This is a genomic window from Mariniradius sediminis (assembly GCF_021491425.1).
Lineage (GTDB): Bacteria > Bacteroidota > Bacteroidia > Cytophagales > Cyclobacteriaceae > Mariniradius > Mariniradius saccharolyticus.
The window spans coordinates 218517-242731 of sequence record NZ_JAKEVZ010000005.1 but is presented as its reverse complement, the minus strand read 5'-3'; the positions used below and the strand labels follow the sequence as shown (position 1 = coordinate 242731).

Sequence of the window (24215 nt, the reverse complement as noted above, 5' to 3'; positions counted from 1 at the left end):
TTAGTCTATTTTATGAGGCCGGGTTTTTTCTATCGGCATTTGGACTTTTCAGATTCGTACTACAAAGACCAAGGTCATTTTTGAGGTGATCTCAATAACCCATCGGCTTGGCGGCGATAGATGAAGGTTCCATTAGTATTTGACACCTTGATAAAGGTCAAAAAAATCAGGTTTAGCCGGCCTAAAAAAAGAGTCTAAATTAGAAAGGCGGCAGGCTTATTCGCAAGTTATGCGTCAGATTTAAGAATGTGTTATCAAAACGGAAACAAACCAAAAACAGATATTATGGCGACAAAGAAATACGGCTCACTTACTAAAAGGTATCAAGATCAACCATTCGGAGACATTTTTGCTCATTTCCCTTACGACGGTGAAAACAGGGAAAGTTGGGAAACACCTTACGAACATCTTGCAAGACTTGCAAAGGACGAGGATTGGCATTTCAATAGACCTGAATTTAAAGCTAAATACAAGCAAAGGTTCCCCATATTGACAAACTACTTGAACTATACTTTTTTACGAGCACAGGAGCTTAATTTGATTTCATACTCAAGTGACGATGACAAGGCTTGTTTTAACACAGGACTTCAGACAAAAGATGAAAAGGACATTTTTGCTTTGTTCTTTCGAAATAAAGAAGCAACTAAGTATAAAGCCCCTGACTGGACACTATATACTTTTGTTGACTCCTATTCAACAAAATTAAACCCATATAAGCCGTTACCAGACTTACCAACTTATATAAAAGACCCAGCAGACTTAGTTTTTGACACAACACTTGACCTTGAAATAAACACTGAACATATTATTGACCAAAACAAGGACCGGTTGCCTACTGTATTGCAATCAAACAGACGTCTTGCAATGACAGCATTAAACGGCTCTATAGAATCTTTGAAGTCAAAAGTTTTGAGAAATTACAAAGTTGCTATTCCGCACTGGTATGAAAATAAAATGCAGCTTCTACTTCCATTGAATTTGACAGACGACAACAATGCAGACGTAGCTCTAGTTATTGATAAAGATAAACAAAGAAATATTTATCGTGCGACAACAATTTTGACAATGGACTTGGCGTACATTGATGCAAGATTGATAACAAGACCAGACAGAGAATGGCTAAATCCGTAGAACACCAACACCATTATTGTCATTTTGCATCATTGCAGCAGGAATGCTTTGTTGAAACACTTTTGTTAAATTAAACATTTGATTTTCGATTGAACGGTGCCGCAAAAATTTCCCGCAACGAATACCCTAAAAACGGTGTCTTAAATCATAAAAAAAACACTAAGGAATGACATTACAAGAAATATTAGATAAGGTAGATAAACTCAATATTGAATCAAATTATTGGTTTGTAAGAACGGATTACGGATCACTTTTTGACGACTTTTACAGTGGTGATTACATTGCCATTGGTTGGGATTATTTGACACTTTACGAGTTTGAAAATTCGGATGAGTATAATATTAAATCAAAAATGGCTCGAGCTGAGGGAGTTGATTTATCCAAATTTCAAGGCAAAATAAAAATATCGGCTGCTTACAACAAAATTAAAACTTTCACCAATTTAAGGAAGGATGATATTGTAATTATTCCCAGCAGAAATTCAGATAGACTTGCTTTTGGTCGTATAGTCGATGAACAACCATATGAAGATTTAAATGCAAAAAGATTTATCAAACGCAGAAAAGTGAAATGGTTAGAAATCAAAGAAATGAGTGATTTGAATCCGATTTTCTATCAAGTAAAATCTAATCAACATACAATTAGCAACGTTAAACATTATTCTCAGCATATTGACAGAGTAGTAGGAAATTTATTTAAAAAAGGCGAAAACACCCATTATGTTTTAAAAATTGAAAAACCAGACGACATAAATTTTGAAGAACTAAGGGTTTTAATGGACAGCATACAAACACTTGTTCAAAATATAAATGAAACCTTCAACTTTAATGACTATAGCGGTGAATTTTATATAAAAATTAACCTTCAATCAAAAGGTGCCGTTGAACTAATTAAAAAGGGGAAAAGTCTATCTGTGTTAGCGTATTTGATTTTCCTTACTTCTTGCAATAAATTGGACAATGCACAGGACGATGAAATTCGGACACTAATTACAAGGAACAGAAATGTTTTAGAAGACACATCTTTAGTGATTGATAGTTTGAAAATCGACACCAATGAACTGGTGAAGCCGTTTAAAGAAGATGGAAACTAGTTTCTTTTCAGGCTCAGAGAACTTATACAAATATTTAGTGACAATGGGAATTTTACTCATTGTATTGACAGTTTATTACCCCTTGAAAGAGAAACAAGAACTAGAATTAAAGACTATTGAATTAGAAAATGAGGTAAAAACACTTAGTTATTCAATTCAAGAGAATCAAAAAAATGTAGATAGACTTCAACGATTTTTAAAAGAGAATGGGAAGACCTACGAGAGCAATATCCAGCTTAATGAAGTTGAAAAACTTAATAATCAAAATCATATTAATCAACTTCAAACTGAAAGAAAACACTCAGAAATACAGATTAGAAAAAGATATACAAGACTATACGAAATTATGTTTTGGATATTCTTCCCAATTGGTATATTCTTGGTATTTTTTGGTTTTATTAAGTGGAAAGCAGCCAAGACATTTGACGATAACATCTTGAAATTGGAAAATGAGAAATTGGAAATTGAGGTTGATAGAATGAGAGGCGAAAAAACCAAAAAAAAGAAATAAATGGCATTGAAAAATACCTGATGTGCTACAGGTGGGCTTTTCTCTGGAATTTGAGATTTGTGATTCGATTTAGATTCGGTGCTGGCTGATTGTTTTGCGCACTGAAACCTGCCCAAATAGGGAATCCTAAACACATTATTGTCGATTTTTAGAGACAATTTGAAAAATAAACGGCAAATGAGATTTTCGATTTATGCAATGCACTAAACAGGACGATACACGAGCCTTTGTGTCACAGTTTTTATAATATTCCAAATGGATTAAAATACGCTCAAATATTCACTTCAATCGACCTGATCGAAGATAGCCAAATTGCAATAGAGGAATTTGAAAGTGCTGAATCTTTGGGAAAGCAAGGTTGAAGCACATTGCTTATTTATGCACTACTTTAGACACTTTTTCTTCAACAAGATGGGCTTTATCACGGTACAAGTGTGTTTTAGACGAAATTTTTAAGCAAAATGGATTCTTTGACACATTTTACTTTGATAATGATATAAGGCAAGTTCGTAACGACATTGCGGGACATCCGACCAACAGAAGAATTTCAGAATTCTATTTTATTATTAAAGGACCAATTTCAAAAGACCGATTTACATACGTAGGATAAACTCCTGCTTTAAGAACTGTTGAGGTTAATTTAGAGACATTCGTAATTAATCAATTAGAATTCACGAGAAGTGTTCTTCAATGTGTCCAATAGAAACCAAGAAAGAAAACTTTAACCGAAACTGAATTGGAACTTTAAGCACTCAAAAAGTTCGAAACATTTGAAAGGACCGAAGGACTGGAGTTTTTGGTATGAATTACAAATTCAAAAAAATGGAGAAGCGGAATTTCAAATTCCGCTTACGGAAGTCGCACTTTACTCCTAGACGGGGAAGTTTACGTCCCTGTCATAATTATATCAACTTCTCCCGGTTTCATTGTCTTGTCCCCATAAAGTTTTGTTTGTGTCTTGGTGTCTTTTGTCAAAGGTTTTTCTACAATCTTTATTGAATGATTTGGAAAATGCTTTTTAAGGATTTCAAGTGTAGAGTTAAATGTGAACTCTCTCTTGTCTGTCCGCACGTAAACAGTGCTTTTCCTTTTCATCATTTTGGCACAAAGTCCAAAAACATTGTCGAGCAAGTCATAATATTCTTGTTTGTTTACAAATCGACCCTTGTGTTTGTCCTTTAGTGATTGTGGATTTTCAGGACCACCTAAAAGCCAAAGACGCAACCATTGGTCAGCGTGATAGTCTGTTATTGAGCAATACGGTGGTGATGTAAACAGCAATGAAAATTTTATATTGTTGCTCACTGCTCGGTCTGCAATGTTTACCAATTCATTTGAGCTATCGCCGAACACAACTGCACTCTCAGAAACTTTGGGTTTTCCCTTCTCATAACGCCATTCAATTTTTTTGAGAATAAAATCACAAGGATTTATTTCAGGTGGTGTGGTCATTTTATTCCTCTTCCACCATTGCACTGAGTAATTCATTCCCATTGACTTAGTCATTCTCATTTGATTGGAAAGTCCTTCGCCGAGTTTTGCGTGTAGATAAATTAGCAGGATTGCCATCAATGTCGCATCAACATTATTGTTTTTCCAATCTAAGTGAGTTCTGGCAGCCAACAGGAATTTTAGAACTTCATCACAATAGCAAATGCGATAAAATTCGGGCATTCGTTGTATAGCTCGGTTGTAATAGTTTCTCTTGCCATAAATTTCAACAAGTCGGTCAATAACTTCTTCTTTATCTGCCGGTTGAAGTTTTACAGTGCCATACAGCCAACCTACAGGATTGATTTCAATTCCTAAACTATTTCTACCAAAAACACCACCCGCATAGATACTGCTGCATCTTCCCGCAAAAGGGTCAATGATATAATCACCTTTCTTTGAATGCTTCTCAACTACATCAAATGCGAATTCCAAAGGAAACATAGCATAGTACGGCCCAAACCTTGCCCATCGTGCTTCGGCAGTTTCAAAACCTTTTAATATTTTTTCCTTTGCTATCATTCTTTTAATTTCTCTCTTATTTCTCTTGCTATGTCTTCAAATATTCTTTTACCTAAGTTCAATGGGATTGCTGCTTCTGCGTGTGCTGAAACTAATGGTGAAACAGAATTCGGGTATCTGCTTGAAACGAGTTGGTCAAGTAAATTCATTACATCTGCTAATCTTGTAAATTGGTCAGGATTTGCCGTGTCTAAGTTTCGTTGATATTCATTGAAACAAGCTACAACAGGGACAATTTTTTGACCTGAGGCGGCTTTGTAGAAAAGTTTTCTGCCAAAATAGGTGTCTTGTCCGTATGGTTTGGTGCTTTCTGAAAATATGATGTTTCGTTTTATGTAGCCATCATTTAAGAGTTGGGCAGATTGTTTGGGAAATTTATCTGTTATACCATCTTTGGTTGTGTCTATCTCAATGAAGTGATTAAAAAAAGTTCCTGATTTTTCTATTCCAATTATTAAAAGGTCTTGCCCGTTTACTTTCCTTTGAAGGTAATTCAGTCGGGTTAATTCGTGGCTAATAACTTTAGTCAACCAAGATGAAGTGCTGAACACAGCCAAAGGGCCATCCATCATAAAAGCAACTCTTCGAAGTGTTGCTAACCATCCTTTGCGTTCAAATGCTCTTAGAATATGAACAAGCCAAAGTTTTTCGAGAGTTGACATTATTTGCCCAAACATTTCTCCATTGCTCCCGCCTGGGTTCATCAGTTCGTGCAAACGCAAAGCATCAGTTGAGAAAAGCGGCTCACCTGAATGAGGACAAGTATATTCCCCATAATCATAAGTCATTTCTTCTTCAACTCCTTCAATTGGGCTTCTTGGTAAATTTCTTTCTTGAAAATGTTCACGTTTTATTCTAAAAAGATGCTCGTATGTGTCAAGCAAAGTTTCTCCATCTGTGAAAATGGTGTTGTTTCGTAACTCTTCAAACAAAGCTCTCCTTAAAGAAGCTTTGGCATTTTTTTCTTTATCAAGAATTACATTACAGCCGGGAAAAACACTTTCAATAGTTGATGCTTTCTCAGTTTCTCGAAATTTCTTTGGTTCTACAAATTCCTTTCTTTCTAACTCCCCAATTAACTTTAAGTCAATTAAAATAGAAGCTATGGTAATGTAACCAAATTCAGCACCAGGAAATCCGTTTTCTGCTTTAGCAGCTAAATTACTTCCATCAATTGCAAGAACTAAATCAGGTTGCAATGTGCTTTCCTTCAAATCAGATTTTTTGACTATTGAACCTTCAAAGTCTTCTGTTTCTTCTTCCTGTTGCCTTATTTTAAGTCGGTTTTGAAGTGCTTTCACTTTTTCACTATCAAGTAACCGCCTTAAAGGCTCATAACTTGCAAATTCTCCTTCAAAACTCATAATGATAATAGTGCTTTAAACCTCAAACCTGTCAACTTGAACAGGGATGACAAATAGGTTGCTTAATGTTTTAACTCTTAAAAATCCTTTGTCCTGTGCTCGTCTTATGGATGGTTCAAAGTCTGCGAAGTCATAATACTTGCAAAGTTCTTTTGTCTCATCAGTATTGTTCAAGTGACTAATAAACCAATTCGCAGTGTTTTTAAGAATATTCTTTTGAATACTGCTCACTTCTTGCGTGGCATAAACCATTCCAATGCGATACTTAGAACCTTCTTTTGCAGTTCTTACCCAAATGTCAGATAAATCTAGGTCGCTTCCAGCAGGAAGTAAATTGTGGGCTTCTTCGATGTAAACCAAAATTTCGGGAGGTAGCTTTCCTTCTCTAAAATCACTTTGATTCTGCTTGAAAATGTGCCACATTATTCTTTCTGCGGATGATTTATTAAGAATAGGGTCGCCACTAGATTGGTCAACAATCACTAGTTTACCGTCAACTAAGTCCTTGTAAATATCTACAACGTAATCTGTTGACGTGCTGCTCGTATGTTGTTCTCTTGCTTCACCCAGTTGTCGAACTCCGTTTGGATATTGAAACATCGTTATAATCTTTTTTAAATCTTCATCAGCCCAAGGATCCCCAGATGCTTTAGGCCTTTGGTTGATATACCAATCATCAAATTGCCTATATCCACTTGTTGCATCATTGATGAAAGTGTTTAAAGTTTTAAAAGCAGTAGCAAGTTGACCCCAAGTAGGATTGGCATTCCCGAATATTGTTGCTGCAGCCCGATATTCAGAAGCATTATCTGCTGTCGATCCTTGTAAGGCTTTTAAAATTTCTGGACTAAACAAACCACTTGTACTTCTTGAAATGTTTGATGATACTTCAAAACCCGCTTGATGCAGGAGGGCACGATAAGCTAAAGCCCTTCTTTTGAATCTAGTGCTCGGACTGCCAAATTGATTCTGCGGCTTTTCAAATATTACTTGTCTAAAGTTTGATATGTACTTAGAATTATCTCCAGAAAGTACACCATCAATAATTTCTTTCCCTGTTTGTAAATTTTCATCCAAATGAAAATTTAAAAGCATTAACCTTCTGTCAGTGTCCTCAGGATGAGAAGTAATTCCATAAGTGACAATTTCCTTTTCTTTAACTCCATTTGGCAAAAGCTGCCAAATATTTTTTAGAGCAGAATTATTGTCCTGAACATTTTCATTTGCATACTCACCATTTGGGTCAAAAATAATTTGCCCTATTCGTAGTGGACTGTCATTAGGATTTTCGTTTGTTCTTAATTCAAATACTGATTTAGCAATAATTTTAGTGGTGTTTGATTTGCCGGTTCTAGTCATCCCGAATAATGCGGATTTTTGAGATAGCAAGTCCGCAGGGTATATAAAAACAGGAACATCATCAATTTGCTGATACTTTCGATTTGTGGAAGCATAGCGAACAAACCCAAGTTTTACTCTCTCTGTATTTCCATATTTCTCTATGTGAGCCTGAATGCTTGAAGGGTCTGCATAGTTGACGATTTGCTCAAGTGCTTTTCCGTTGGGCTTATATACTTTTAATCCCCTGTTTGGGTAGTAATTAGAAATATCACTACCAAATTTCAAATTAAGAGGAGCTTCACCATTTTGTACATTTTCTTCGAGAAAGAATGTCCCAATGATTCGGCATTGAACTCCCGCAAAACCAAGAATGTTTTTCGTACGTAAGTCCATCGAACCTGCATCATCCCAATGTTTTTCAGTTTCTCCGCTTATTCTTTGAGCTGTTTCAACTCTTATCCTTTCAGCTTCTTTGTCTTGTGGCAAAGCTGCTGCATCCATTACCCGCAAAAGAACAAATGAAGCATCTTCCTTTTTAAAGTCGATATCTGTTTTGCTTGGATCAACTCGTGTCGCAATTAGAAAACTTAAACTTGGTATTCCACCAACTTTTTCTCTGTAAAAGTCGTGAATGATTACCCTTGCCGTCTCATAATTGATAGAGTAGATGTCACCAACATACTGGTCGGCTTGTATAAGATTTTGAAACCATTGTTGGCTTTCAACCTGTTTGTCACTTTCTCGTCTTGAGTTAAGTCCTTGTTCTATACTCATATTCATTCCTTTTTTTCCAAATCCAAATGGTCTTTCAAATCGTTTGATATTGAGCTTCTTAAATGCAAAAACCGCCTTCGATTTGATCAGTATCCAATTTACGTTACATGCCCATTGCTTTCAACTACTCTGAATAGGACCGTCATTCATTCATCCTTAAGGTCAGGCAAATTCTCTTTAACTGAGGCTATGATGATGAGTTGAGCTCGGCATTGTCGCATCATGTAAAACTATATAATTAACAATCCACTTCAAAAATCCCTGACAGGAATTGACCGAAAATTTAATTTATGAGAAAGATTAAGATTTCCCCTCCGCTTTTTTGAGCCCTTCCTTGATTTGGTCGGAGTCCCAGGCGTGGTCGTTGAGGGAAAACTTCCGGTTGAGTTCCGAGGCGAGGAGGTCTTCCTGCATTTCGATATTGCGCCGGACCATGGAGATATACTCCTGTTGGTTGTCCTTGTACTTGACGAGTTCCTGCAGACCGGCTTCATCGTATTTGATAAAGTTCTGCGCGAGACGGTGGACGGTATGTGCCCGGAAGCCGAGCTTGGTGAGCACGTCCTTGCCCATGCGCACGCTGCTGTCGAGGTGCTCGCGGTAGATATGCGGCACGTCCATTTCCATCAGTTCGTAGGCATCCCCGCGGTGCTTGGCCCGCACCATCAGCTCGAGGTGGGGGAAGTGCTTGTGCACGGTCTCCACGAGGAGGAGGTTGGTTTCGGGATTGTCGATGGCGGAGATCAGGATTTTGGCTTCGTGTGCGCCCGCGGACTCGAGCAGGTCGGCACGGGTGGCATCGCCGTAGTAGACCTTGAAGCCCATGCGGCGCAGCAGGTCCACCCGGTCGGAGTCATGGTCGAGGATGGTGGCATGGATGCCGTTGGCCCGGAGAAAGCGCCCGACGGTGCTGCCGTAGTGGGAGAATCCCGCGATGATGACGGCGTTTTTTTCCTCCATCGCATCGGCTTCGCGCTCGGTCTTTTCCAAGGTGCCGAAGCGGGGCAGGAGGAGTTTGTCGTTGGCCAGGATCAGCAGGGGTGTCAGGGTCATGCTGAGGGCCGTCACCGCCATCATCATTTCCGTGGTGTTTTGGTCGAGGATTTGGAGTTGGCTGGCAAAGGAATACGTGACGAAGGAAAACTCGCCGACTTGGTTGAGGCTGATGGAGAAGATGAGGTTTTGGTCCAGACCCATCTTGTTGGTCTTGCCGATGCCGAAGAGCACGAGGGTCTTGACAAGCATGATGCCGAGCGTGATGGAGATCACGAGCAGGGCTTGGTCAAAGATCAGCCCGAAGTTGATGGAAGCACCCACGGCGATGAAGAAGAGGCCGAGCAGCAGTCCCTTGAAGGGCTCGAGGTCGCTTTCCAGCTCGTGCTTGAACTCCGAGTTGGCCAAGATCACACCCGCGAGGAAGGTTCCCAAGGCAGGGGAGAGGCCGACCGCTTCCATCAGGAAAGCGATGCCGACCACGATCAGCAGGGCACAGGCGACGAAGAGTTCCCGCAGGCGTGTCCGGGAAATCAGGCGCAGCAGCGGCACGATGGCGTACCTTCCCAAGAGGACGACGAGGCCCACCGCGCCGATGACAAGGAGGGTCTGCAGCCAGCCGGGGACTTGGGAGATAAAGCTTTCAGGTCCGCCTTCCCCGCCGGAGGGACTGGCGACTGCCAAGAGCGGCAGCACGGCCAGGATGGGGATGACGGCGATATCCTGCATGAGGAGCACGGCAAAGGAATTCTTGCCCGCGGAGCTGTTGAGGAGGTTCTTTTCCTTGAGCGACTGCAGCACGATCGCCGTAGACGAGAGGGAAAGCGAAAGCGAGATCGCGAGGGATACTTTCCAATCCAAGCCCAGCAGGACCATCGCGGCAAAGAGCAGGCCCGAAGTTATGAGCACTTGGGAAAGTCCGACGCGGGTGATCATGGCGCGCATTTGCCAGAGCTTGGCCGGCTCAAGCTCCAAGCCGATGAGGAACAGCATCATCACCACGCCGAATTCGGCAAAGTGCATGATGTCTTCCCCTTCTTCGCCCACAAACTCCAGGACATAGGGCCCGATCAGTATACCGGCGATGAGGTAGCCGAGGACGGAGCCCATCCCCAGCTTCTTGGCAATGGGGACACAGATGATGGCGGCACCGAGGTAGATGATCGCCTGGAACAAAAAGCTATCTTCCATAGGTTGTCAGGGTTTTCCAATCACCCAGTTCGGCAGGAATCTCGGGCGAATCACGGAGAAAAAGGATGGTGTTGCGGTACTGCGCGGCGGCTTCCCGGAGTTCTTCCGCTTGGATGCGGTGCGTGCCCCCGACATGAAAGGGTGGCAGGTAGCGCATGTTGCAGAGCTTGGCCGTTTGCAGCAAGGGAAGGAGAAATTCCTCCAGCGTATGGCCGTGCCTGCCTTCTTTGGAGTAAGCTGCGTCCGCACCACCGGAAGTAATGCTGCTGAGGACGAGTTTGTTTTTGAGGTAAATCCCGCCCGGTCCATATGCCCAACCAAACTCCAGGACAAGGTCGATCCACTGCTTCATCAGGGGCGGGCAGGAGTACCAATAGAGGGGATGTTGCCAGACGATGACATCCGAGAGGAGGAGCACTTCCTGCTCTGCCTGCACGTCGATGTCGAAGTCAGGATAGAGTTGGTAGAGATCCCGGATGTCGACGTTGTCAAGGCCGCTGATGGCCTTGGTCAGCTGTAGGTTGACATGGGAATGCTCGTACTTGGGATGGGCAAGGAAGACGAGGATTTTACGCATGAGAGTCAAGAAGCAAGAGTCAAGAAGCAAGAGACAAGAAGCGAGAGTCAAGAAGCAAGAGACAAGAAGCAAGAGACAAGAAGCAAGAGACAAGAAGCAAGAGACAAGAAGCAAGAGACAAGAAGCGAGAGCCGAGAGACAAGAAGCAAGAGACAAGAAGCAAGAGACAAGAAGCAAGAAACAAGAGTCTAGAATCTAGGGATCTTGGGTCTGGCTTAGGCTTTTCGGCGTCGTGGGGTTGCGGAAAAAGGCTTATTCGGATTCCTTGTTGAGAAAATAGCCGAGGGCGCCGGAGGGGCATTTCTTGACTTGGTTGATGATGTCTTCGCTGGATGCGGCGTCGATTTTGATCCACGGTTGTTCCTTGGGTTTGAATACTTGGCCGAGTCCGCGGACACAATTGCCGCTGTGGGTGCATTTGGAAGGTTCCCAGGTGACGGTGACTTCGCCGTTGGAGTAGGATTTCTTTGTCATGGTTTGAAAGGAAATAGGTTGAACGGAATGAAAAATTTACCGTTTCAAATTAGGGAAGAAATGGAAAGAAACCTAATCCTTGGATGATTGGGAAATGACTTTCCTTTGTTACCCCGATCCCGATCACTATCGTGGAGAGGGGTCTACAGGCCGGAGAGGACTACAATAGATTCCTCGTTCCTCGGAATGACAAAGTTCCTACCGATGACAGACTTGTGAGTCGTCACCCTGAGGAACGAAGGGTCTCCTCAATTCAGGGGGATGCTTCCCTCCGCAAGCTACGGTTCAGCATGACGGGCCGCAGCTGTCATTGCCTTTCTGTAAATGCCCAATTTTAAAAACTCGGAATAACAAAGGGAGGCTTTTTTTCTCTAAAAACCCGTCCCTGATCAAACATCCCTTATCGACTACTCTCCATTCCCTTCCTTACCAAAATCCGGTTCGAAGATCGCGCGGAGCTCGACGGCGTCCTTGGGATCCATGCGCTTACCGAGGATGAGGCGGAGTTGGCGTCTGCGGAGGGCGCCTTCATAGAGTTCTTTTTCCTGTTCCGTTTCGGGAACCAATTCCGGCACTTCGATCGGACGGCCGTTTTGGTCCACGGCCACAAAGGTGAAAAATGCCCGGTGGGTTTGCGTTTTCTTGTTCGCGGGGATATCCTCGGCCCAGACTTCGATAAAGACCTCCATGGAGGAATTGAACGAGCGGGTGACTTGTGCCTTGAGCGTCACCACGTTGCCGAGGGCGATGGGATGCTTGAAGGAAATGCTGTCGGCGGAGGCTGTGACCACGATCCGGTTGGAGTGCTTTTGTGCCGCAATAGCCGCCACGATATCCATCCAATGCATGAGTTTGCCACCCATGAGGTTGTTGAGCGTGTTGGTATCATTGGGGAGGACCATTTCGGTCATCACTACTTCGGATTGTTTGGCAGTCTTTTGCTTGGTCATGAAAATGTAATTTTTGCCAAAAATACCGAATAATTGTGCAAAGATGAAAATGGGAGGAGCGGGGATTCGGAATAATATTTGGGTTTTTGTGTACAAAGTACCATGTACCAAGTACCAAGTAAAACGACAACGTTTTGATTGGTGTTTAACAAATCGGTGTTCGGTACTCGGCGTTTAAGACTCGAGATTTCTTTCTTTAGATTTCTTTGTCGTTTAGTTTTTTCATCACATAGCGATCATAGCGACATAGTTTGTGGATGATCTGGCGGTTTGTGGGCAGATGAATGTCTGGCGTGATGACGAAAGCATTTTGTCCCTAGGCAGTAAATTCATCATTTATCATTGTGCATTCATCATTTCCTCATCAAGAGCAGCAGATTCATGACTTAAACTTTTTTTCTCCTCCACATACAACCGAAAGGATAAGTCTTTAAATTTAGTTTTGCATCATTTTCGATAAATATGGTTCGATTGCTGTTCGTATTTGCTGTTTTTTTGCTTGTCCAAAGCCCTTTATTTGGGCAGGAGACGGTGAGGTACTTGGATAGGCTTTTTTTTGAAATAGAGCCAAATAGAATAGCTGCACGGGAGTATTTCCAAGTAGAGAAAAAGCTGGACAACAAGACCCGAACGAAGACCTACACAGTCGATTCTGTACTCGTTGAGGACCTTACCGAGGTATTTGACGCCAACAGGAACATGCTGTTTTATACCCGCCTGGTTTACCAACGGGATGGCAAACTCAAGTCAAAATGTGATTTTGACGGAAGAACGCGGCTCAAAGAATGGAAATATTTCTATGATGATGGCCGCATCAGAACATCCCAGACTACGCAGCATGTTGAGGTGATTGAAACAGTATCCTATGATGAAAACGGGAAAGTGCTTTCAGGAATGCTTGATTGTATCGCGACCCCCAAAGGTGGGAATGAGGGCTGGTACGAGTACCTAAAAGCGAACATGAAATATCCGTTTGCGGCCAGGCAAAGAAATGAGGAAGGCATTGTGTACCTCAGGGTTTATGTCAATGCGGCCGGGAAACTGACGAACGCAATACCCTTCGGGGGGGAAGAAATTTCAGAAACGTTGATAGATGAAGCCGTTAGGGCGGTTTTTGGCTATAAGGAACTTTGGAACCCGGCAAAGTTTAATGGCGTGGCAGAAGGAAGCACCTTTAATCTCCCTATAAGGTTCAAGCTTTAAGATTGAGCTTTTGATCAAATCGCCCCTCTGGGACTCGTAGTCAAATACTTGCCGTTTTTTCTACAATTAGAACGTCCCGATGGGACTCGAATCCCTCATTCCAAAAGAGATTCCTTCGGTTTGCATTAGCTCCCTCTCTTGGAGGAGAGGGCCGGGGAGAGGTGGATCGGTTATTTCAATCTCTCTTCCAAACTTTTTTTAGTCAGTCAGATACAATCGAAAGAATAAGTCTTTAAATTTAGTTTTGCATCATTTTCTATAAATATGGTTCGATTGCTGTTCGTCTTTTCGGTTTTTGCGCTTGCCCAGACTGCTGGATTTGGGCAGGAGACGGTGAGGTATCTCAATGCGAGACACCTAGAATTTGATTCCTTGCGTGATACCATTCCCGTATTTTTTGAGGTTGATAAGGAAGTTGGCCGCAAACTAAGGTCCAAGACCTACACGATGGATAGTGTCATCGTGTTTGATAACACCATTGTGAAAGATGCAAATGGAGAAAAGCTCTTTATGACGCACCTAGAATATGATGTCAATGAGAAATTAAAGAGAAAATATGATTTTGATTACCGGACCAACATCTTTGACTGGAAGTACTATTATGAAAATGGGAAAATAAGGACCGAGCAGAAGCTTCATCATTTTGATATAGTGGAAACAAAGTCCTATGATGAAGAAGGAAATGTGGTGCCAGCCGTGCTGGATTTTCAAGCCAGTGCAAAGGGAGGTTTGAACGGCTGGAACGAGTATTTGTATAAAAACCTAGTATATCCGATTTCCTCCAGAAAGAAGGGAGAGGAAGGCACAGTCTACCTGATGTTTGTCGTTACAGATATCGGTGAAATATCAGAAGTCTACTGTTTAAATGAAGACACCTGCTATCCTGATTTAGTGAAAGAAGCAAAGAGAGTTGTCAGGGAATACCCCTACCGTTTTACTCCGCAGACGTTCAACGGAAAAACCGAAGAGTCACTTTTTCGAATTCCCATACGGTTTACCCTTTCTAATTGAGCATTGAAGCAAATCGCCCTTCTGGGGCTTGTGGTCAAATACTTGCCGTTTTTTCTACAGTTAGAGCGTCCCGATGGGACTTGAATCCCTCATTCTAAAAGAGATTCCTTCGGTTTGCATCAGCTCCCTCTCCTGGAGGAGAGGGCCGGGGAGAGGTGGTCGACTACTCAAACTGCACTAAGTACTTCATTTGATCGCGCGCGGGGAATGAAAGTCCGCCGGGCCGGCATGGGCCTTGTGGGCTGATAGGATCGGACTTTCTTGACTCCCGATGATTATCGGGATTGGTTACTTCCTGCCTGTCGGCAGACAGGTTTTGTCAAGAAAAAAGTAACAACGGAAAGAAAGATGAAGTGAAAAAATCCGGAATTGACGAAGGCTAACAGCAATCCAATTTAAAAAAGCCAATAAGATCGCCTCTACGAGGCTCGTGATGTACAAACGAAACCTAGTTCTACAATCAAAACGCCACGCTGTGGCTGTGAACCTTGTTCTGCACCCGAAACCCTACTGCCACACTTCTCCCTCTCCTGGAGGAGAGGGCCGCGGAGAGGTGAATTGATCATTGTGAATTTTCCCATTCGCCTTTCAAACTTCGTACTTCTTCGCTCGAACTTCTTCCTTATCCCTTCCAACCTTCCGTCCCAAGCAATGGCACAAAAGCAAAATTGTCGAAGGATTCCTGCTCGATGGTCGTGGCGGTCTTTTTGGTGAGTTTGAGCATCTTTTGGGTCTTGCGGTCACCGACCGGAATGACAAGGATGCCGCCGACCTTGAGTTGCTTGAGCAGGGAATTGGGCACAATGGGCGCGCCGGCAGTGACGATGATTTTGTCAAAGGGGGCTTTTTCCGGGATTCCCTGTGAACCGTCACCCAGATAAAAATGCATGTGGATTCCCAACTTCGCCATGAATTTCTTGGTCTTTTCGTACAGCTTCTTTTGGTACTCGATCGTATGGACCTCGGCACCGAGGAGGTGAAGGATACTTGCCTGATAGCCCGAGCCTGTGCCTATTTCGAGGACGCGGTCGCCGGGTTTAATCTCCAGCAGCTGTGTTTGGAATGCTACGGTAAAGGGCTGGGAAATCGTCTGCCCCTCGCCGATGGGAAAGGCCTTGTCCTCATAGGCATGGGAATCCAAGGCGGTGTCGAAGAAAAAATGCCTGGGGACGGTGTTGATGGCTTCGAGGACCTTCTCGTCCCGGATGCCTTTGCTGCGGAGGAGTTTGACGAGTTCTTTTCTTTGGCCTTTGTGGCGGTAGGTATCCTCAAGCTTGAGCATGGGTGGTATGGGAAACTTTTGTTTTGGCTGCGAAGTTAAGCGAATAAATGGCTTAATTTGCCCCGAATTTAAGGGCTTTTGGCATTCCCGCTGAAAGTCTTCCACTTAGTTTTGCAGCATGTTTACAGGAATCATCGAGACGCTCGGCACCGTCGCCCAAGTAACCCAAGAGGGCAGCAATTTCCACTTTGACATCGTGTCTCCCATCACGCAGGAATTGCGGGTGGACCAATCTGTCTCGCACAATGGCGTCTGCCTGACCGTTGTCGCAATCCATGGCGACAGCTACCGCGTGACGGCCATCGATGAGACGCTCCAAAAGACCAACCTGAAGTCTTGGAAACCAGGAAAGAAGGTCAATTTGGAACGCTGCATGCCTGCCAATGGGCGCTTTGATGGGCACATTGTACAAGGTCACGTGGACCAAACCGGTAGGGTAGAAGCGATTCAGGAACAGGACGGTTCTTGGCTTTTTGATTTTTCCTTTGATCCGGCCACGGGCAATGTCACAGTTGAAAAAGGCTCCATTTGCATCAACGGCACCAGCCTCACTTGCTTCAACTCAAAAAACGGTTCCTTCCGCGTCGCCATCATTCCTTACACCTATGAGCATACCAATTTCCATGATTTGAAGGTTGGCGATGAGGTCAATCTGGAATTTGATATCGTGGGAAAATACATCCATAGGATTATCAGGGGGTATCAGGGGGATTGAGACTCAAGACACAAGACTTCAGAACCAAGAAGCAAGAGACAAGAGGCAAGAGACAAGAAGCAAGAGGCAAGACGTAGGACAAAAGACGCAAAACAAGAGACACAAGACATAAGACTTCAGAACCAAGAAGCAAGAGACAAGAGGCAAGACACGGAACCGAAGGCATAAGGTTTCGTCCCGTCATGCTGAACCGTAGCTTGCGGAGGGAAGCATCTCTAACTTCAAGGAGACTCCTCTCACCGACAGGAATAGGGACCCACAATTGATCTTTTTCTCGCGGCGTTCGCTGCGTGAAAATTTGGTTGGTAATTGGTTTGCAAAAGGGGATTTTTGGAAAATAAGAAAGCGAAAAATTGAACGTTTTCTTTTGGAATTAAGCCGCCTGTTTTTTTGCAACCAAGGAATACACCCACCTGAAAAGGTAAAAGGCAACCATCGCCGACAGTACCCCTACCATGGCACCGACGATTACGTCGCCCGGATAATGCACGCCAAGGTAAATGCGCGTGTAGGTAAAAATCCCCGCCCAGAGAAACAACCACTTGATCTTGGGATACTGTTGACCCAAGGTCAAGGTCATCAACGTCGCGACGGCAAAGCTATTGGCAGCATGGGAAGAGACAAATCCAAACCTTCCCCAACAGCCCCCATAATTGTACATCATGCCTTCCAACATCGGTTCATGGCAGGGCCGAAGCCGGGCAAAGAAGGGCTTCATCAAGCCCGAAGCCGTTTGGTCGGCCAATAAAATGGTCAATCCGATCGCCAGAACGACCCACCAAGATGCTTTTCCATAGGTTTTGAAAACCAAGAAAAGCAGAAAAGCATACATGGGAATCCATGGGTAGGTCTTGGTCAAGAACAACATTACGGGATCAAGGAAATCCACATGGAATCCATTGAGCCAGAGAAAGAGTTCCTCATCCCATTTGGCGATTTGATCGAGCATATTGTTTTGGCAAAATCTTCTTTTGACTGAAATTCAAAATTAGAGGATATTCATCCAATCGATCCCTTTTTTGAGATGATTGAGCGTGAATTCTTCCTTTGATCCGGCTGTGACGCTGTGCATGTATTCCCATTGGGCCACGGGGGGCATGCTCATGAGGATACTTTCGGTCCTGCCGTTGGTATCCAATCCAAATTTGGTCCCTGCATCCCATACCAAGTTGAACTCCACATAGCGGCCGCGTCGGATGGATTGCCATTTTTTCTCGGCTTCGCCAAACGGCAGGGCCTTGTTTTTTGCCATCAAGTGGCGATAGACTTTTGGAAACAGGTACCCCACGGATTTCACGAAAGCATGGAGTTTTTCTGCCTCGTCTTTGGTTTGGGCATTTAACCTATCGAAGAATATCCCCCCAACACCCCGGGTTTCGTTCCGGTGTTTGAGGAAGAAGTAATCATCCGCCCATTTTTTAAACTTCGGATAGTAGCTTTTATCGAATTGGTCGCAGCAATCCTTGACCTGTTGGTGGAAGTACTGTGCATCCGCCAAATCCACATAATGCGGCGTCAGGTCGATTCCCCCGCCAAACCACCACACGCCATTGCTCATTTCGAAGTAGCGGATATTCATGTGGATGATCGGCACCATGGGGCTTTTGGGATGGATGACGATCGATACGCCGGTCGCAAAAAAATCAGCCTGCTCCAGTTCGAGTTTGGAGAGGATCTTTTCGGGCGTAGGTCCTGATACGGCTGAAAACGCCACGCCGCCTTTTTCCAAGACTGGCCCATCCTGAATGATGCGGGTACGCCCGCCGCCGCCTTCGGGTCTTTCCCAAAGGTCTTCCTTGAATTTGGCAAGGCCATCTTCGGCTTCCAATTCCCGGCAGATATGGTCCTGGATTTCCTTGAATTCCTTCGCAATTGAATCCTTGTCGAGCAGCACTTTGGTCTTTTCCTGTATCATTCTTCCTCCTCCAATATTTCAAGAATCTCGGACAATTCGTCGAAGTCTTTGAAGCCCGGCTTGATTTCCTCGCCGCCTTCGAGGGATATTCCCTTGGGTTGGGCAGTTTCCAATAGGTCTAGGACGTTTGCTGCATTGATGTCAAAGCCAACAAGTACTTCGCAGTTTCTGCACAAATGACCGATTTTTTCGACCACCGAATCGTCCAGCAGCAGGTGTTCCGAAACGAGGTGCAGCATGATATTGTGGGTGTTGAGGTAGCCGGTTTTTGGCATCAGCGCATCCAAATGCTCGGGATGCTCGACTTGGACTTTCCAAATCAATTGAAATCCGGCATGCATCAGCATGGGCAGAAACGCTTCTTCCCTGACTTCGACATACCCCAATCCGGGACATTCCTGCACGATTTCGAGGATTTGTTCCGGATGGGAGTGTTCAAATTCCCCGGCCAATTCGACGCCTGAAATCCAACCTGTCATCTCCCTGTATTTGTCGGCGGTGATGGATTTCGAATGGCCCGGTTCGAGGCAGAATCCCGTCAACTGAACCCCCATTCCTGCACAATACCGTGCATCGCTGAGGTTGTTGACGGCATTTATTTTGACAAAAGCACTGAGACTCATGGCTTTTTTTGTTGATTTTTCGGGCGAAGGTAAACTTTTTACATTGAAAATAGTATTTTTGACCAATGCTTTACCTCGTATGAATCGAGTCTGTCACCCTATCTATCTCTTTTCAGTCCTATTTTTTCTCTTCGCTTGCCAAGAAACAGAAAGACCAAAAACAGATTTTGGTTTTGAATTTCAGCCGCTCCAAGTGGGTTTGTTTTGGCAGTATGCAGTTGAGGAAACCATCGTGTTTGGGGAAAACGACCAAGAGTCAAGTACCTATCAGCTCCGGGACAAAATCGAATACACCTTCAGAAATGCGGAAGGGGACGAAGTCTTTGTGATCAACCGGGACAAATCCACCGACGGGACCAATTGGACGGCAGTGACTACCTACGGTATCCAAAGGACCAATCAGGCATTGCTGCGGACATTTGAAAACAAGAAGCAGATTCCATTGGTTTTCCCTCCAAGGTTGGAAAAAACCTGGGACGCGGAAATCTACAACGCCGATGAATCGGACGAGTTTGAGGTCGTATTTGTCGGAAACCTAAGCCTCAACGGGCGGAATTACCAAGAAGTGGTAAGGGTGCTTCAGGAAGAGGAAGATGATGAGATTACCTTCAGGGACAATCGATATGAAGTATTTGCCCGCGGCGTAGGCTTGGTGGAGCATTATTACGAAGTGCATACCTATTGTTCCAGAAATGATTGCTTGGGGAAAAAGTTATTGGATTCGGGCCGAAAGACCCACATGAAATTATCGGCATATGGTAAACTTTAAGCGATTGTTGGTGCTTGTGTTGGCATTGCAGGCTGGTTTGGCGACTGCCCAAAACCGGTATGCGGTATATTTCAAGTTCAAACCCCAACAGACTTTTTCACTCAACAGGCCTACGGAATTTTTGACCGCGGAGTCCATCGAGCGTCGCGCGCGCCAGAATATACCCCTTGACAGTCTTGATTTGCCTGTTTCCGGGAAATACATTGCCGGAATTGCGCCTTTGGTGGACAATGTGCTGTACAGCAGTAATTGGCTGAATGCTTCTGTGGTCTTGGCGAAACCCGGAAACATCGCTGACCTGACTGCGCTTCCTTATGTTGAAAAAGTCGTGATGGTGGCACCGGGACTCAACGACAGCCGGATTGAGTTTGGAAACAGGGCTTCGGTAGGGCAGGGATATCCGGTGGATTTATTGTCGAAAACGGCTACTGCTTATGATTTCCAGAACGAGCTTTTGGGAATCCCACAGATGCATGAAGAAAACCTCAAAGGAAAAGGCATCAGGATCGCGGTGTTTGATGCTGGATTTCCCGGCGTGAATACCATTCCAGCATTTGCGCATCTTTTTACCAATGGACAAATCAAAGGAACCCGGGATTTTGTCCACCTCAGCAACAGCAACGTCTATTCGTACCACCAACACGGCACTAACGTGCTGTCGCTGATCGCAGCCAACAGGCCTGAGCAATTGGTGGCGGGGGCACCAGAGGCGGATTATATCTTGTGTATCACCGAAGATGTGCCTACAGAGTATTGGATCGAGGAGTACAATTGGGTCAGGGCAGCCGAATATGCCGACAGCCTTGGAGTGGATATCATCAACAGTTCGCTTGGATATTGGGATTTCGATGACCCCAGCATGAATTACACGGTTGCCGATTTGGATGGTGAAACCGCAGCGGTCACCAAAGGAGCGACAATTGCAGCCAATAAGGGCATTTTGATCGTCAACAGCGTGGGCAATTATGGGACCCGAGGCCAAAGTTCATTGACCGTGCCGGCCGATGCAAGGGGTATCCTGTCAGTTGGTTCGGTGGGTTCAAACCTGACGAGGTCTTCGTTTAGTTCGCAGGGCGCTACGGCGGATGGCAGATTTAAGCCTGAAGTAGCCGCATTCGGTGCTTCGGTCCAACTGATACGGTCCAATGGCACCTTGGGTCCCGCAAACGGGACGAGTTTCGCCGCACCGCAGATTGCCGCATTGGCCGCAGGCCTTTGGCAGGGTAGGCCGGAATGGACAAAAGACGAACTGATTGAGTTTATCCTGAAGAGTTCCACGCAATACGAGAACCCCGATAACCTACTCGGATACGGCATTCCCGATTTCTTCAATGCTTTCCATGGGGAGATATTGGCTATTAGCCTTCCAGGAAAAGAAAGTGATTGGAAGATCTATCCCAACCCTATTGAGGGTACGGACTTGTTTGTCCAATTTGGAAATCACCTGAAGGGGGAGTTTTCCCTGATCGACTTGAAGGGAAATACGATCCAAAAAATCGAAGTGTCGCGGAATTCGGTACGGGAGCCTTTCAATGTATTTTTGGAAACCATCCCGCGCGGCATGTACCTGGTGCAGATGCAGTCAGGAAGGGAGATCAACCGTTCCAAGCTGTTAAAGCGCTAGCGATTTCCCGAATTTTCTTTCGATCGGGGTTTCAAAACCCTGGGCAAAGGGGAAAGTGTTGGTGTTTTTTTGTTTCCTTTGCAGCAAAATAATCCGCCATGTCCGTTCAGATCGCCCCATCCATTTTAGCAGCAGATTTTGCCAATATCCAGAGAGAGGTTGAGATGCTCAATGCTTCCCAAGCTGACTATATCCATGTGGATATCATGGACGGGATGTTTGTCCCCAACATTTCTTTTGGCCTACCCGTGACGGAAGCCATCCACAGGCATGCCACCAAGCCCCTTGATGTCCACCTGATGATCGTCGACCCGGACAGGTATTTGGAGGCTTTCACAAACGCGGGTGCCGCGGTCATTTCTGTGCATTTGGAGGCTTGTACACACCTGCACCGCACGGTCCAAGCCATCAAGGCCTTGGGCTGCAAGGCGGGCGTGGCGCTGAATCCGCATACATCCGTTTCCCTTTTGGAAGATATCATCGAGGATTTGGACCTCGTCTGCCTGATGTCGGTCAATCCGGGTTTTGGTGGACAGAAGTTTATTCCTAGGACTTTTGATAAAGTAAGGAAGCTGAAATCCTTGATAGACAACTCTGGGTCCAAGTCCCTGATCGAAATCGATGGGGGAGTGAACCAGCAAAATGCCCCATTGCTCGTTGAGGCGGGAGCGGACGTGTTGGTGGCGGGAAACTTTGTCTTCAGCTCCTCCAATCCGATCGGGACGATCCAGGATTTGAAACTCCTTTGAGCTTTTTATCAACTATTCTCTGGAATGCTCATTTTTCAGTAGACGAAGTCTATTTGACAGGGATGGCGTTGATTTTTTTGTATGGAATCGCAATTATCCCCTGAATCCAAAGTATCCGCCACTGACCAAACTATTTCCCCGTTGAACATATTTTGGGGATTTTAACATTTTTTGGGTATGATTTAGGTCCGAAAATTGATTAATTGGAGGTTAAAGTAAAATCAAGTATTCACTAACAACCTTAAAATGATGATGAAAAGATTGATCGTAATGGCTTTCCTAAGCTTGGGAATGTTGAACATGCAGGCAAAAGCACAAGACGCTGCGGCTGAACCTGTAACGGAGGAGGAAATCATGAAATTTGCCGCAATGGAGGAGTCTGTGGCACATTTTCTACAGGAAAAACAGGACGCTTTAGTCGAAATGGTGAAGAATGATGAAGCTTTGGGTGGACCTGCGAGGTACAACGAAATCAAAGCTGCATGGGGCAAGGAAGATAAGCTCGCCGAAATTAAGATCACCGATGCCGAGCGCGCCGCCTTTCAAAAGGTTCAGGACTACATCAACTCCATGACGGACCAAGTTAAGGAGTTCAAATTGGAGCAGATCAAAAACCCTGAGGTTTTGGGTGCGGCGACATACAACAAAGTGAACAGGGCTATGAGTGCAGACCCTGAGTTGAAGAAGAAAGTAACTGAGGCGATCGCCATGCTGAAGGAAAAGCGTGCTGCTGAAGGTGGCGGTGTCGTCGATTGATTGAAATTGGAATCTTAAAAGTCAAAATGGCCTTCCCAAAAAGAAGGTCATTTTTGTTTTCCTCGAGGTATTGTTTTTAATTTCGTCTTCGTTAAGAGTTTGTATGAGAAAAAGTTTGATCGTTTCCCTTCTGTTGCTCATTTGCCTGCCAGGCTACGCACAGGAAGATATATTCGGGCTGGATACCAAATCCAAGGACAAAACCAGAAAGGCCAAGAGTGGATTTGGAAATACTTTTAGAAATGCCATTGGAAACGTGAGCTTTGAATTTGCCGGAGGTGGGGCTTTCCATACAACCCAATTTGATTTCCATTCGGAGAATCCTTCACAGTATCCCCTGTTCCAAGTCCAAAATTTGGAAAATCCCCAATCAATAACTTCGGATGATACCGTGGCATTCAGGGCAAGCAGCTATGCGATTCCGATACAGGCGGCAGCGCGCATCAACCTTTTCAATACCCTTACGATAGGGGCAGGCTATGGACGGGAGTGGGGAAACATGACAAACCCCACGGGAGGTGATTTTGAGTTTCGGTTTCAAAACAGTTCCTACACCATCGATAAGGCTTTTGGATCGGTCGGATTGGTGCTGTACGACGCTTCTAAGCGTGCCAAGTTCCTGGCCTGGCGCTATAAAAGGTACGATTCCAACAACCTTTACATGCAGTCAGAAGCGAAGCAACGCATTCGTCAATTGTATCCTTGGAAGTTTACTGCCGAAGCCGATTTTGGGAAATTGTTTATCCGCCAGACATTTGATGAAAATGTAACTCCTTCGGTCGATCCTTTTTACAACATAGGACTTCGTGTCGACAAAGAATTTTCGGAATATGCGCGGTTCTTTGTGAAGGGAGGCGTCGAGTTCAGGAACTTTGAATACAAAGCAGAAGCCGCTGCCGAGATCATGCCGTTCACACAAAATCTTTATTTCGTGCAGGCGGGAATATCCATCAGCCTGCCAAGTACCAAACGCTGCAAGGTGCCGGGTTGCGGGGTGGTAATGAAGCACTTACACGACGGTATCGAATACCGGGGAAGTTCCATCTTCAGTCCGCAGAACCGAAAGATCGGCCAATGGTATTGACAGGCTGTTTTCGGTAGTTCCTATGGCCGAATAATCTTTTTAAAACAGTATTTTTTTGAGTAACTTGCCCGC

The 24215-nt window shown here is 44.5% G+C and carries 22 protein-coding genes; 11 read left to right on the top strand and 11 right to left on the bottom strand.

Translation table 11 applies throughout. The annotated features are described in order from the left end of the window. Positions 1 to 285: 285 nt before the first annotated feature. From L0U89_RS08480 to L0U89_RS08470, 3 genes are all read left to right on the top strand, one after another. The gene (locus L0U89_RS08480; protein ID WP_234861139.1) at positions 286 to 1131 is read left to right on the top strand and encodes a DUF3825 domain-containing protein; all 846 of its coding nucleotides are present in this window, start codon (positions 286 to 288) and stop codon (positions 1129 to 1131) included. Between the two features lie 166 nt (positions 1132 to 1297). Next, positions 1298 to 2224, top strand: coding sequence for a DUF8426 domain-containing protein (locus L0U89_RS08475; RefSeq protein WP_234861138.1), 927 nt, complete (start codon positions 1298 to 1300; stop codon positions 2222 to 2224). Between the two features lie 43 nt (positions 2225 to 2267). Next, entirely contained in the window at positions 2268 to 2735 is a 468-nt protein-coding gene (locus L0U89_RS08470) for a hypothetical protein (RefSeq protein WP_234861137.1), read from the top strand. Between the two features lie 885 nt (positions 2736 to 3620). Here the strand turns inward: L0U89_RS08470 and L0U89_RS08465 are convergent. The 7 genes from L0U89_RS08465 to L0U89_RS08435 form a co-directional block, all read right to left on the bottom strand. Continuing rightward, positions 3621 to 4748 (bottom strand): site-specific DNA-methyltransferase, encoded by a 1128-nt coding sequence (locus L0U89_RS08465; RefSeq protein ID WP_234861136.1) that lies wholly within the window; start codon positions 4746 to 4748, stop codon positions 3621 to 3623. Further along, complete coding sequence (locus tag L0U89_RS08460) at positions 4745 to 6112, bottom strand: DNA double-strand break repair nuclease NurA (protein ID WP_234861135.1); 1368 nt, start codon at positions 6110 to 6112, stop codon at positions 4745 to 4747. The genes L0U89_RS08465 and L0U89_RS08460 overlap by 4 nt, the downstream gene beginning before the upstream one ends. Positions 6113 to 6127: 15 nt before the next feature. Continuing rightward, positions 6128 to 8227 (bottom strand): helicase HerA domain-containing protein, encoded by a 2100-nt coding sequence (locus L0U89_RS08455; protein ID WP_234861134.1) that lies wholly within the window; start codon positions 8225 to 8227, stop codon positions 6128 to 6130. A gap of 300 nt (positions 8228 to 8527) precedes the next feature. After that, positions 8528 to 10411: a monovalent cation:proton antiporter-2 (CPA2) family protein gene (locus L0U89_RS08450; RefSeq protein ID WP_234861133.1), complete on the bottom strand. Its 1884-nt coding sequence runs from the start codon at positions 10409 to 10411 to the stop codon at positions 8528 to 8530. Further along, entirely contained in the window at positions 10401 to 10988 is a 588-nt protein-coding gene (gene kefF / locus L0U89_RS08445) for a glutathione-regulated potassium-efflux system oxidoreductase KefF (protein WP_234861132.1), read from the bottom strand. Before kefF ends, L0U89_RS08450 begins: the two co-directional genes overlap by 11 nt. 252 nt (positions 10989 to 11240) lie before the next feature. Next, entirely contained in the window at positions 11241 to 11462 is a 222-nt protein-coding gene (locus tag L0U89_RS08440) for a (4Fe-4S)-binding protein (protein WP_008625997.1), read from the bottom strand. Positions 11463 to 11869: 407 nt separating this feature from the next. Beyond that, on the bottom strand, positions 11870 to 12412 hold the full coding sequence (locus L0U89_RS08435; protein WP_234861131.1) for an acyl-CoA thioesterase: 543 nt from the start codon (positions 12410 to 12412) through the stop codon (positions 11870 to 11872). Between the two features lie 462 nt (positions 12413 to 12874). Between L0U89_RS08435 and L0U89_RS08430 the strand changes: the two genes are divergently transcribed. Together L0U89_RS08430 and L0U89_RS08425 are read left to right on the top strand one after the other, a co-directional pair. Next, entirely contained in the window at positions 12875 to 13615 is a 741-nt protein-coding gene (locus L0U89_RS08430) for an energy transducer TonB (protein WP_234861130.1), read from the top strand. Between the two features lie 264 nt (positions 13616 to 13879). After that, the gene (locus tag L0U89_RS08425; protein ID WP_234861129.1) at positions 13880 to 14626 is read left to right on the top strand and encodes an energy transducer TonB; all 747 of its coding nucleotides are present in this window, start codon (positions 13880 to 13882) and stop codon (positions 14624 to 14626) included. Between the two features lie 622 nt (positions 14627 to 15248). On the opposite strand, the gene L0U89_RS08420 is transcribed toward L0U89_RS08425, so the two are convergent. Beyond that, on the bottom strand, positions 15249 to 15908 hold the full coding sequence (locus L0U89_RS08420; RefSeq protein WP_234861128.1) for a protein-L-isoaspartate(D-aspartate) O-methyltransferase: 660 nt from the start codon (positions 15906 to 15908) through the stop codon (positions 15249 to 15251). A 118-nt stretch (positions 15909 to 16026) separates the two neighbouring features. Between L0U89_RS08420 and L0U89_RS08415 the strand changes: the two genes are divergently transcribed. Then, entirely contained in the window at positions 16027 to 16623 is a 597-nt protein-coding gene (locus L0U89_RS08415) for a riboflavin synthase (protein WP_234861127.1), read from the top strand. A gap of 373 nt (positions 16624 to 16996) precedes the next feature. On the opposite strand, the gene L0U89_RS08410 is transcribed toward L0U89_RS08415, so the two are convergent. The 3 genes from L0U89_RS08410 to L0U89_RS08400 are packed head-to-tail and all read right to left on the bottom strand — an operon-like array spanning position 16997 to position 19161. Next, positions 16997 to 17572, bottom strand: a complete 576-nt coding sequence (locus tag L0U89_RS08410) for a phosphatase PAP2 family protein (RefSeq protein WP_234861126.1) — start codon at positions 17570 to 17572, stop codon at positions 16997 to 16999. A gap of 39 nt (positions 17573 to 17611) precedes the next feature. Beyond that, positions 17612 to 18538 carry an oxygen-dependent coproporphyrinogen oxidase gene (gene hemF, locus L0U89_RS08405; RefSeq protein WP_234861125.1) on the bottom strand — a complete coding sequence of 309 codons (927 nt, stop codon included), beginning with the start codon at positions 18536 to 18538 and terminating at the stop codon, positions 17612 to 17614. Beyond that, a complete protein-coding gene (locus tag L0U89_RS08400; protein ID WP_234861124.1) occupies positions 18535 to 19161 on the bottom strand; it encodes a beta/alpha barrel domain-containing protein in 627 nt (208 codons plus the stop codon). The genes hemF and L0U89_RS08400 overlap by 4 nt, the downstream gene beginning before the upstream one ends. 79 nt (positions 19162 to 19240) lie before the next feature. Between L0U89_RS08400 and L0U89_RS08395 the strand changes: the two genes are divergently transcribed. The 5 genes from L0U89_RS08395 to L0U89_RS08375 all read left to right on the top strand — a co-directional run bounded on the left by L0U89_RS08395 (position 19241) and on the right by L0U89_RS08375 (position 24143). Further along, the gene (locus tag L0U89_RS08395) at positions 19241 to 19930 is read left to right on the top strand and encodes a hypothetical protein (RefSeq protein ID WP_234861123.1); all 690 of its coding nucleotides are present in this window, start codon (positions 19241 to 19243) and stop codon (positions 19928 to 19930) included. Continuing rightward, positions 19917 to 21554 (top strand): S8 family serine peptidase, encoded by a 1638-nt coding sequence (locus tag L0U89_RS08390; protein ID WP_234861122.1) that lies wholly within the window; start codon positions 19917 to 19919, stop codon positions 21552 to 21554. Before L0U89_RS08395 ends, L0U89_RS08390 begins: the two co-directional genes overlap by 14 nt. 98 nt (positions 21555 to 21652) lie before the next feature. Next, complete coding sequence (rpe, locus tag L0U89_RS08385) at positions 21653 to 22303, top strand: ribulose-phosphate 3-epimerase (RefSeq protein WP_234861121.1); 651 nt, start codon at positions 21653 to 21655, stop codon at positions 22301 to 22303. 252 nt (positions 22304 to 22555) lie between these two features. Continuing rightward, entirely contained in the window at positions 22556 to 23059 is a 504-nt protein-coding gene (locus tag L0U89_RS08380) for a hypothetical protein (RefSeq protein ID WP_008625965.1), read from the top strand. Between the two features lie 103 nt (positions 23060 to 23162). Further along, positions 23163 to 24143: a hypothetical protein gene (locus L0U89_RS08375; RefSeq protein ID WP_234861120.1), complete on the top strand. Its 981-nt coding sequence runs from the start codon at positions 23163 to 23165 to the stop codon at positions 24141 to 24143. Positions 24144 to 24215 lie beyond the last annotated feature (72 nt).

What these genes read in the sequence shown, in the direction of transcription:
- L0U89_RS08480 (WP_234861139.1), top strand. Translation starts at nt 286, where the DNA reads ATGGCGACAAAGAAATACGGCTCACTTACTAAAAGGTATCAAGATCAA.
- L0U89_RS08475 (WP_234861138.1), top strand. Translation starts at nt 1,298, where the DNA reads ATGACATTACAAGAAATATTAGATAAGGTAGATAAACTCAATATTGAA.
- L0U89_RS08470 (WP_234861137.1), top strand. Translation starts at nt 2,268, where the DNA reads ATGGGAATTTTACTCATTGTATTGACAGTTTATTACCCCTTGAAAGAG.
- L0U89_RS08465 (WP_234861136.1), bottom strand. Translation starts at nt 4,748, where the DNA reads ATGATAGCAAAGGAAAAAATATTAAAAGGTTTTGAAACTGCCGAAGCA.
- L0U89_RS08460 (WP_234861135.1), bottom strand. Translation starts at nt 6,112, where the DNA reads ATGAGTTTTGAAGGAGAATTTGCAAGTTATGAGCCTTTAAGGCGGTTA.
- L0U89_RS08455 (WP_234861134.1), bottom strand. Translation starts at nt 8,227, where the DNA reads ATGAGTATAGAACAAGGACTTAACTCAAGACGAGAAAGTGACAAACAG.
- L0U89_RS08450 (WP_234861133.1), bottom strand. Translation starts at nt 10,411, where the DNA reads ATGGAAGATAGCTTTTTGTTCCAGGCGATCATCTACCTCGGTGCCGCC.
- kefF (WP_234861132.1), bottom strand. Translation starts at nt 10,988, where the DNA reads ATGCGTAAAATCCTCGTCTTCCTTGCCCATCCCAAGTACGAGCATTCC.
- L0U89_RS08440 (WP_008625997.1), bottom strand. Translation starts at nt 11,462, where the DNA reads ATGACAAAGAAATCCTACTCCAACGGCGAAGTCACCGTCACCTGGGAA.
- L0U89_RS08435 (WP_234861131.1), bottom strand. Translation starts at nt 12,412, where the DNA reads ATGACCAAGCAAAAGACTGCCAAACAATCCGAAGTAGTGATGACCGAA.
- L0U89_RS08430 (WP_234861130.1), top strand. Translation starts at nt 12,875, where the DNA reads ATGGTTCGATTGCTGTTCGTATTTGCTGTTTTTTTGCTTGTCCAAAGC.
- L0U89_RS08425 (WP_234861129.1), top strand. Translation starts at nt 13,880, where the DNA reads ATGGTTCGATTGCTGTTCGTCTTTTCGGTTTTTGCGCTTGCCCAGACT.
- L0U89_RS08420 (WP_234861128.1), bottom strand. Translation starts at nt 15,908, where the DNA reads ATGCTCAAGCTTGAGGATACCTACCGCCACAAAGGCCAAAGAAAAGAA.
- L0U89_RS08415 (WP_234861127.1), top strand. Translation starts at nt 16,027, where the DNA reads ATGTTTACAGGAATCATCGAGACGCTCGGCACCGTCGCCCAAGTAACC.
- L0U89_RS08410 (WP_234861126.1), bottom strand. Translation starts at nt 17,572, where the DNA reads ATGCTCGATCAAATCGCCAAATGGGATGAGGAACTCTTTCTCTGGCTC.
- hemF (WP_234861125.1), bottom strand. Translation starts at nt 18,538, where the DNA reads ATGATACAGGAAAAGACCAAAGTGCTGCTCGACAAGGATTCAATTGCG.
- L0U89_RS08400 (WP_234861124.1), bottom strand. Translation starts at nt 19,161, where the DNA reads ATGAGTCTCAGTGCTTTTGTCAAAATAAATGCCGTCAACAACCTCAGC.
- L0U89_RS08395 (WP_234861123.1), top strand. Translation starts at nt 19,241, where the DNA reads ATGAATCGAGTCTGTCACCCTATCTATCTCTTTTCAGTCCTATTTTTT.
- L0U89_RS08390 (WP_234861122.1), top strand. Translation starts at nt 19,917, where the DNA reads ATGGTAAACTTTAAGCGATTGTTGGTGCTTGTGTTGGCATTGCAGGCT.
- rpe (WP_234861121.1), top strand. Translation starts at nt 21,653, where the DNA reads ATGTCCGTTCAGATCGCCCCATCCATTTTAGCAGCAGATTTTGCCAAT.
- L0U89_RS08380 (WP_008625965.1), top strand. Translation starts at nt 22,556, where the DNA reads ATGAAAAGATTGATCGTAATGGCTTTCCTAAGCTTGGGAATGTTGAAC.
- L0U89_RS08375 (WP_234861120.1), top strand. Translation starts at nt 23,163, where the DNA reads ATGAGAAAAAGTTTGATCGTTTCCCTTCTGTTGCTCATTTGCCTGCCA.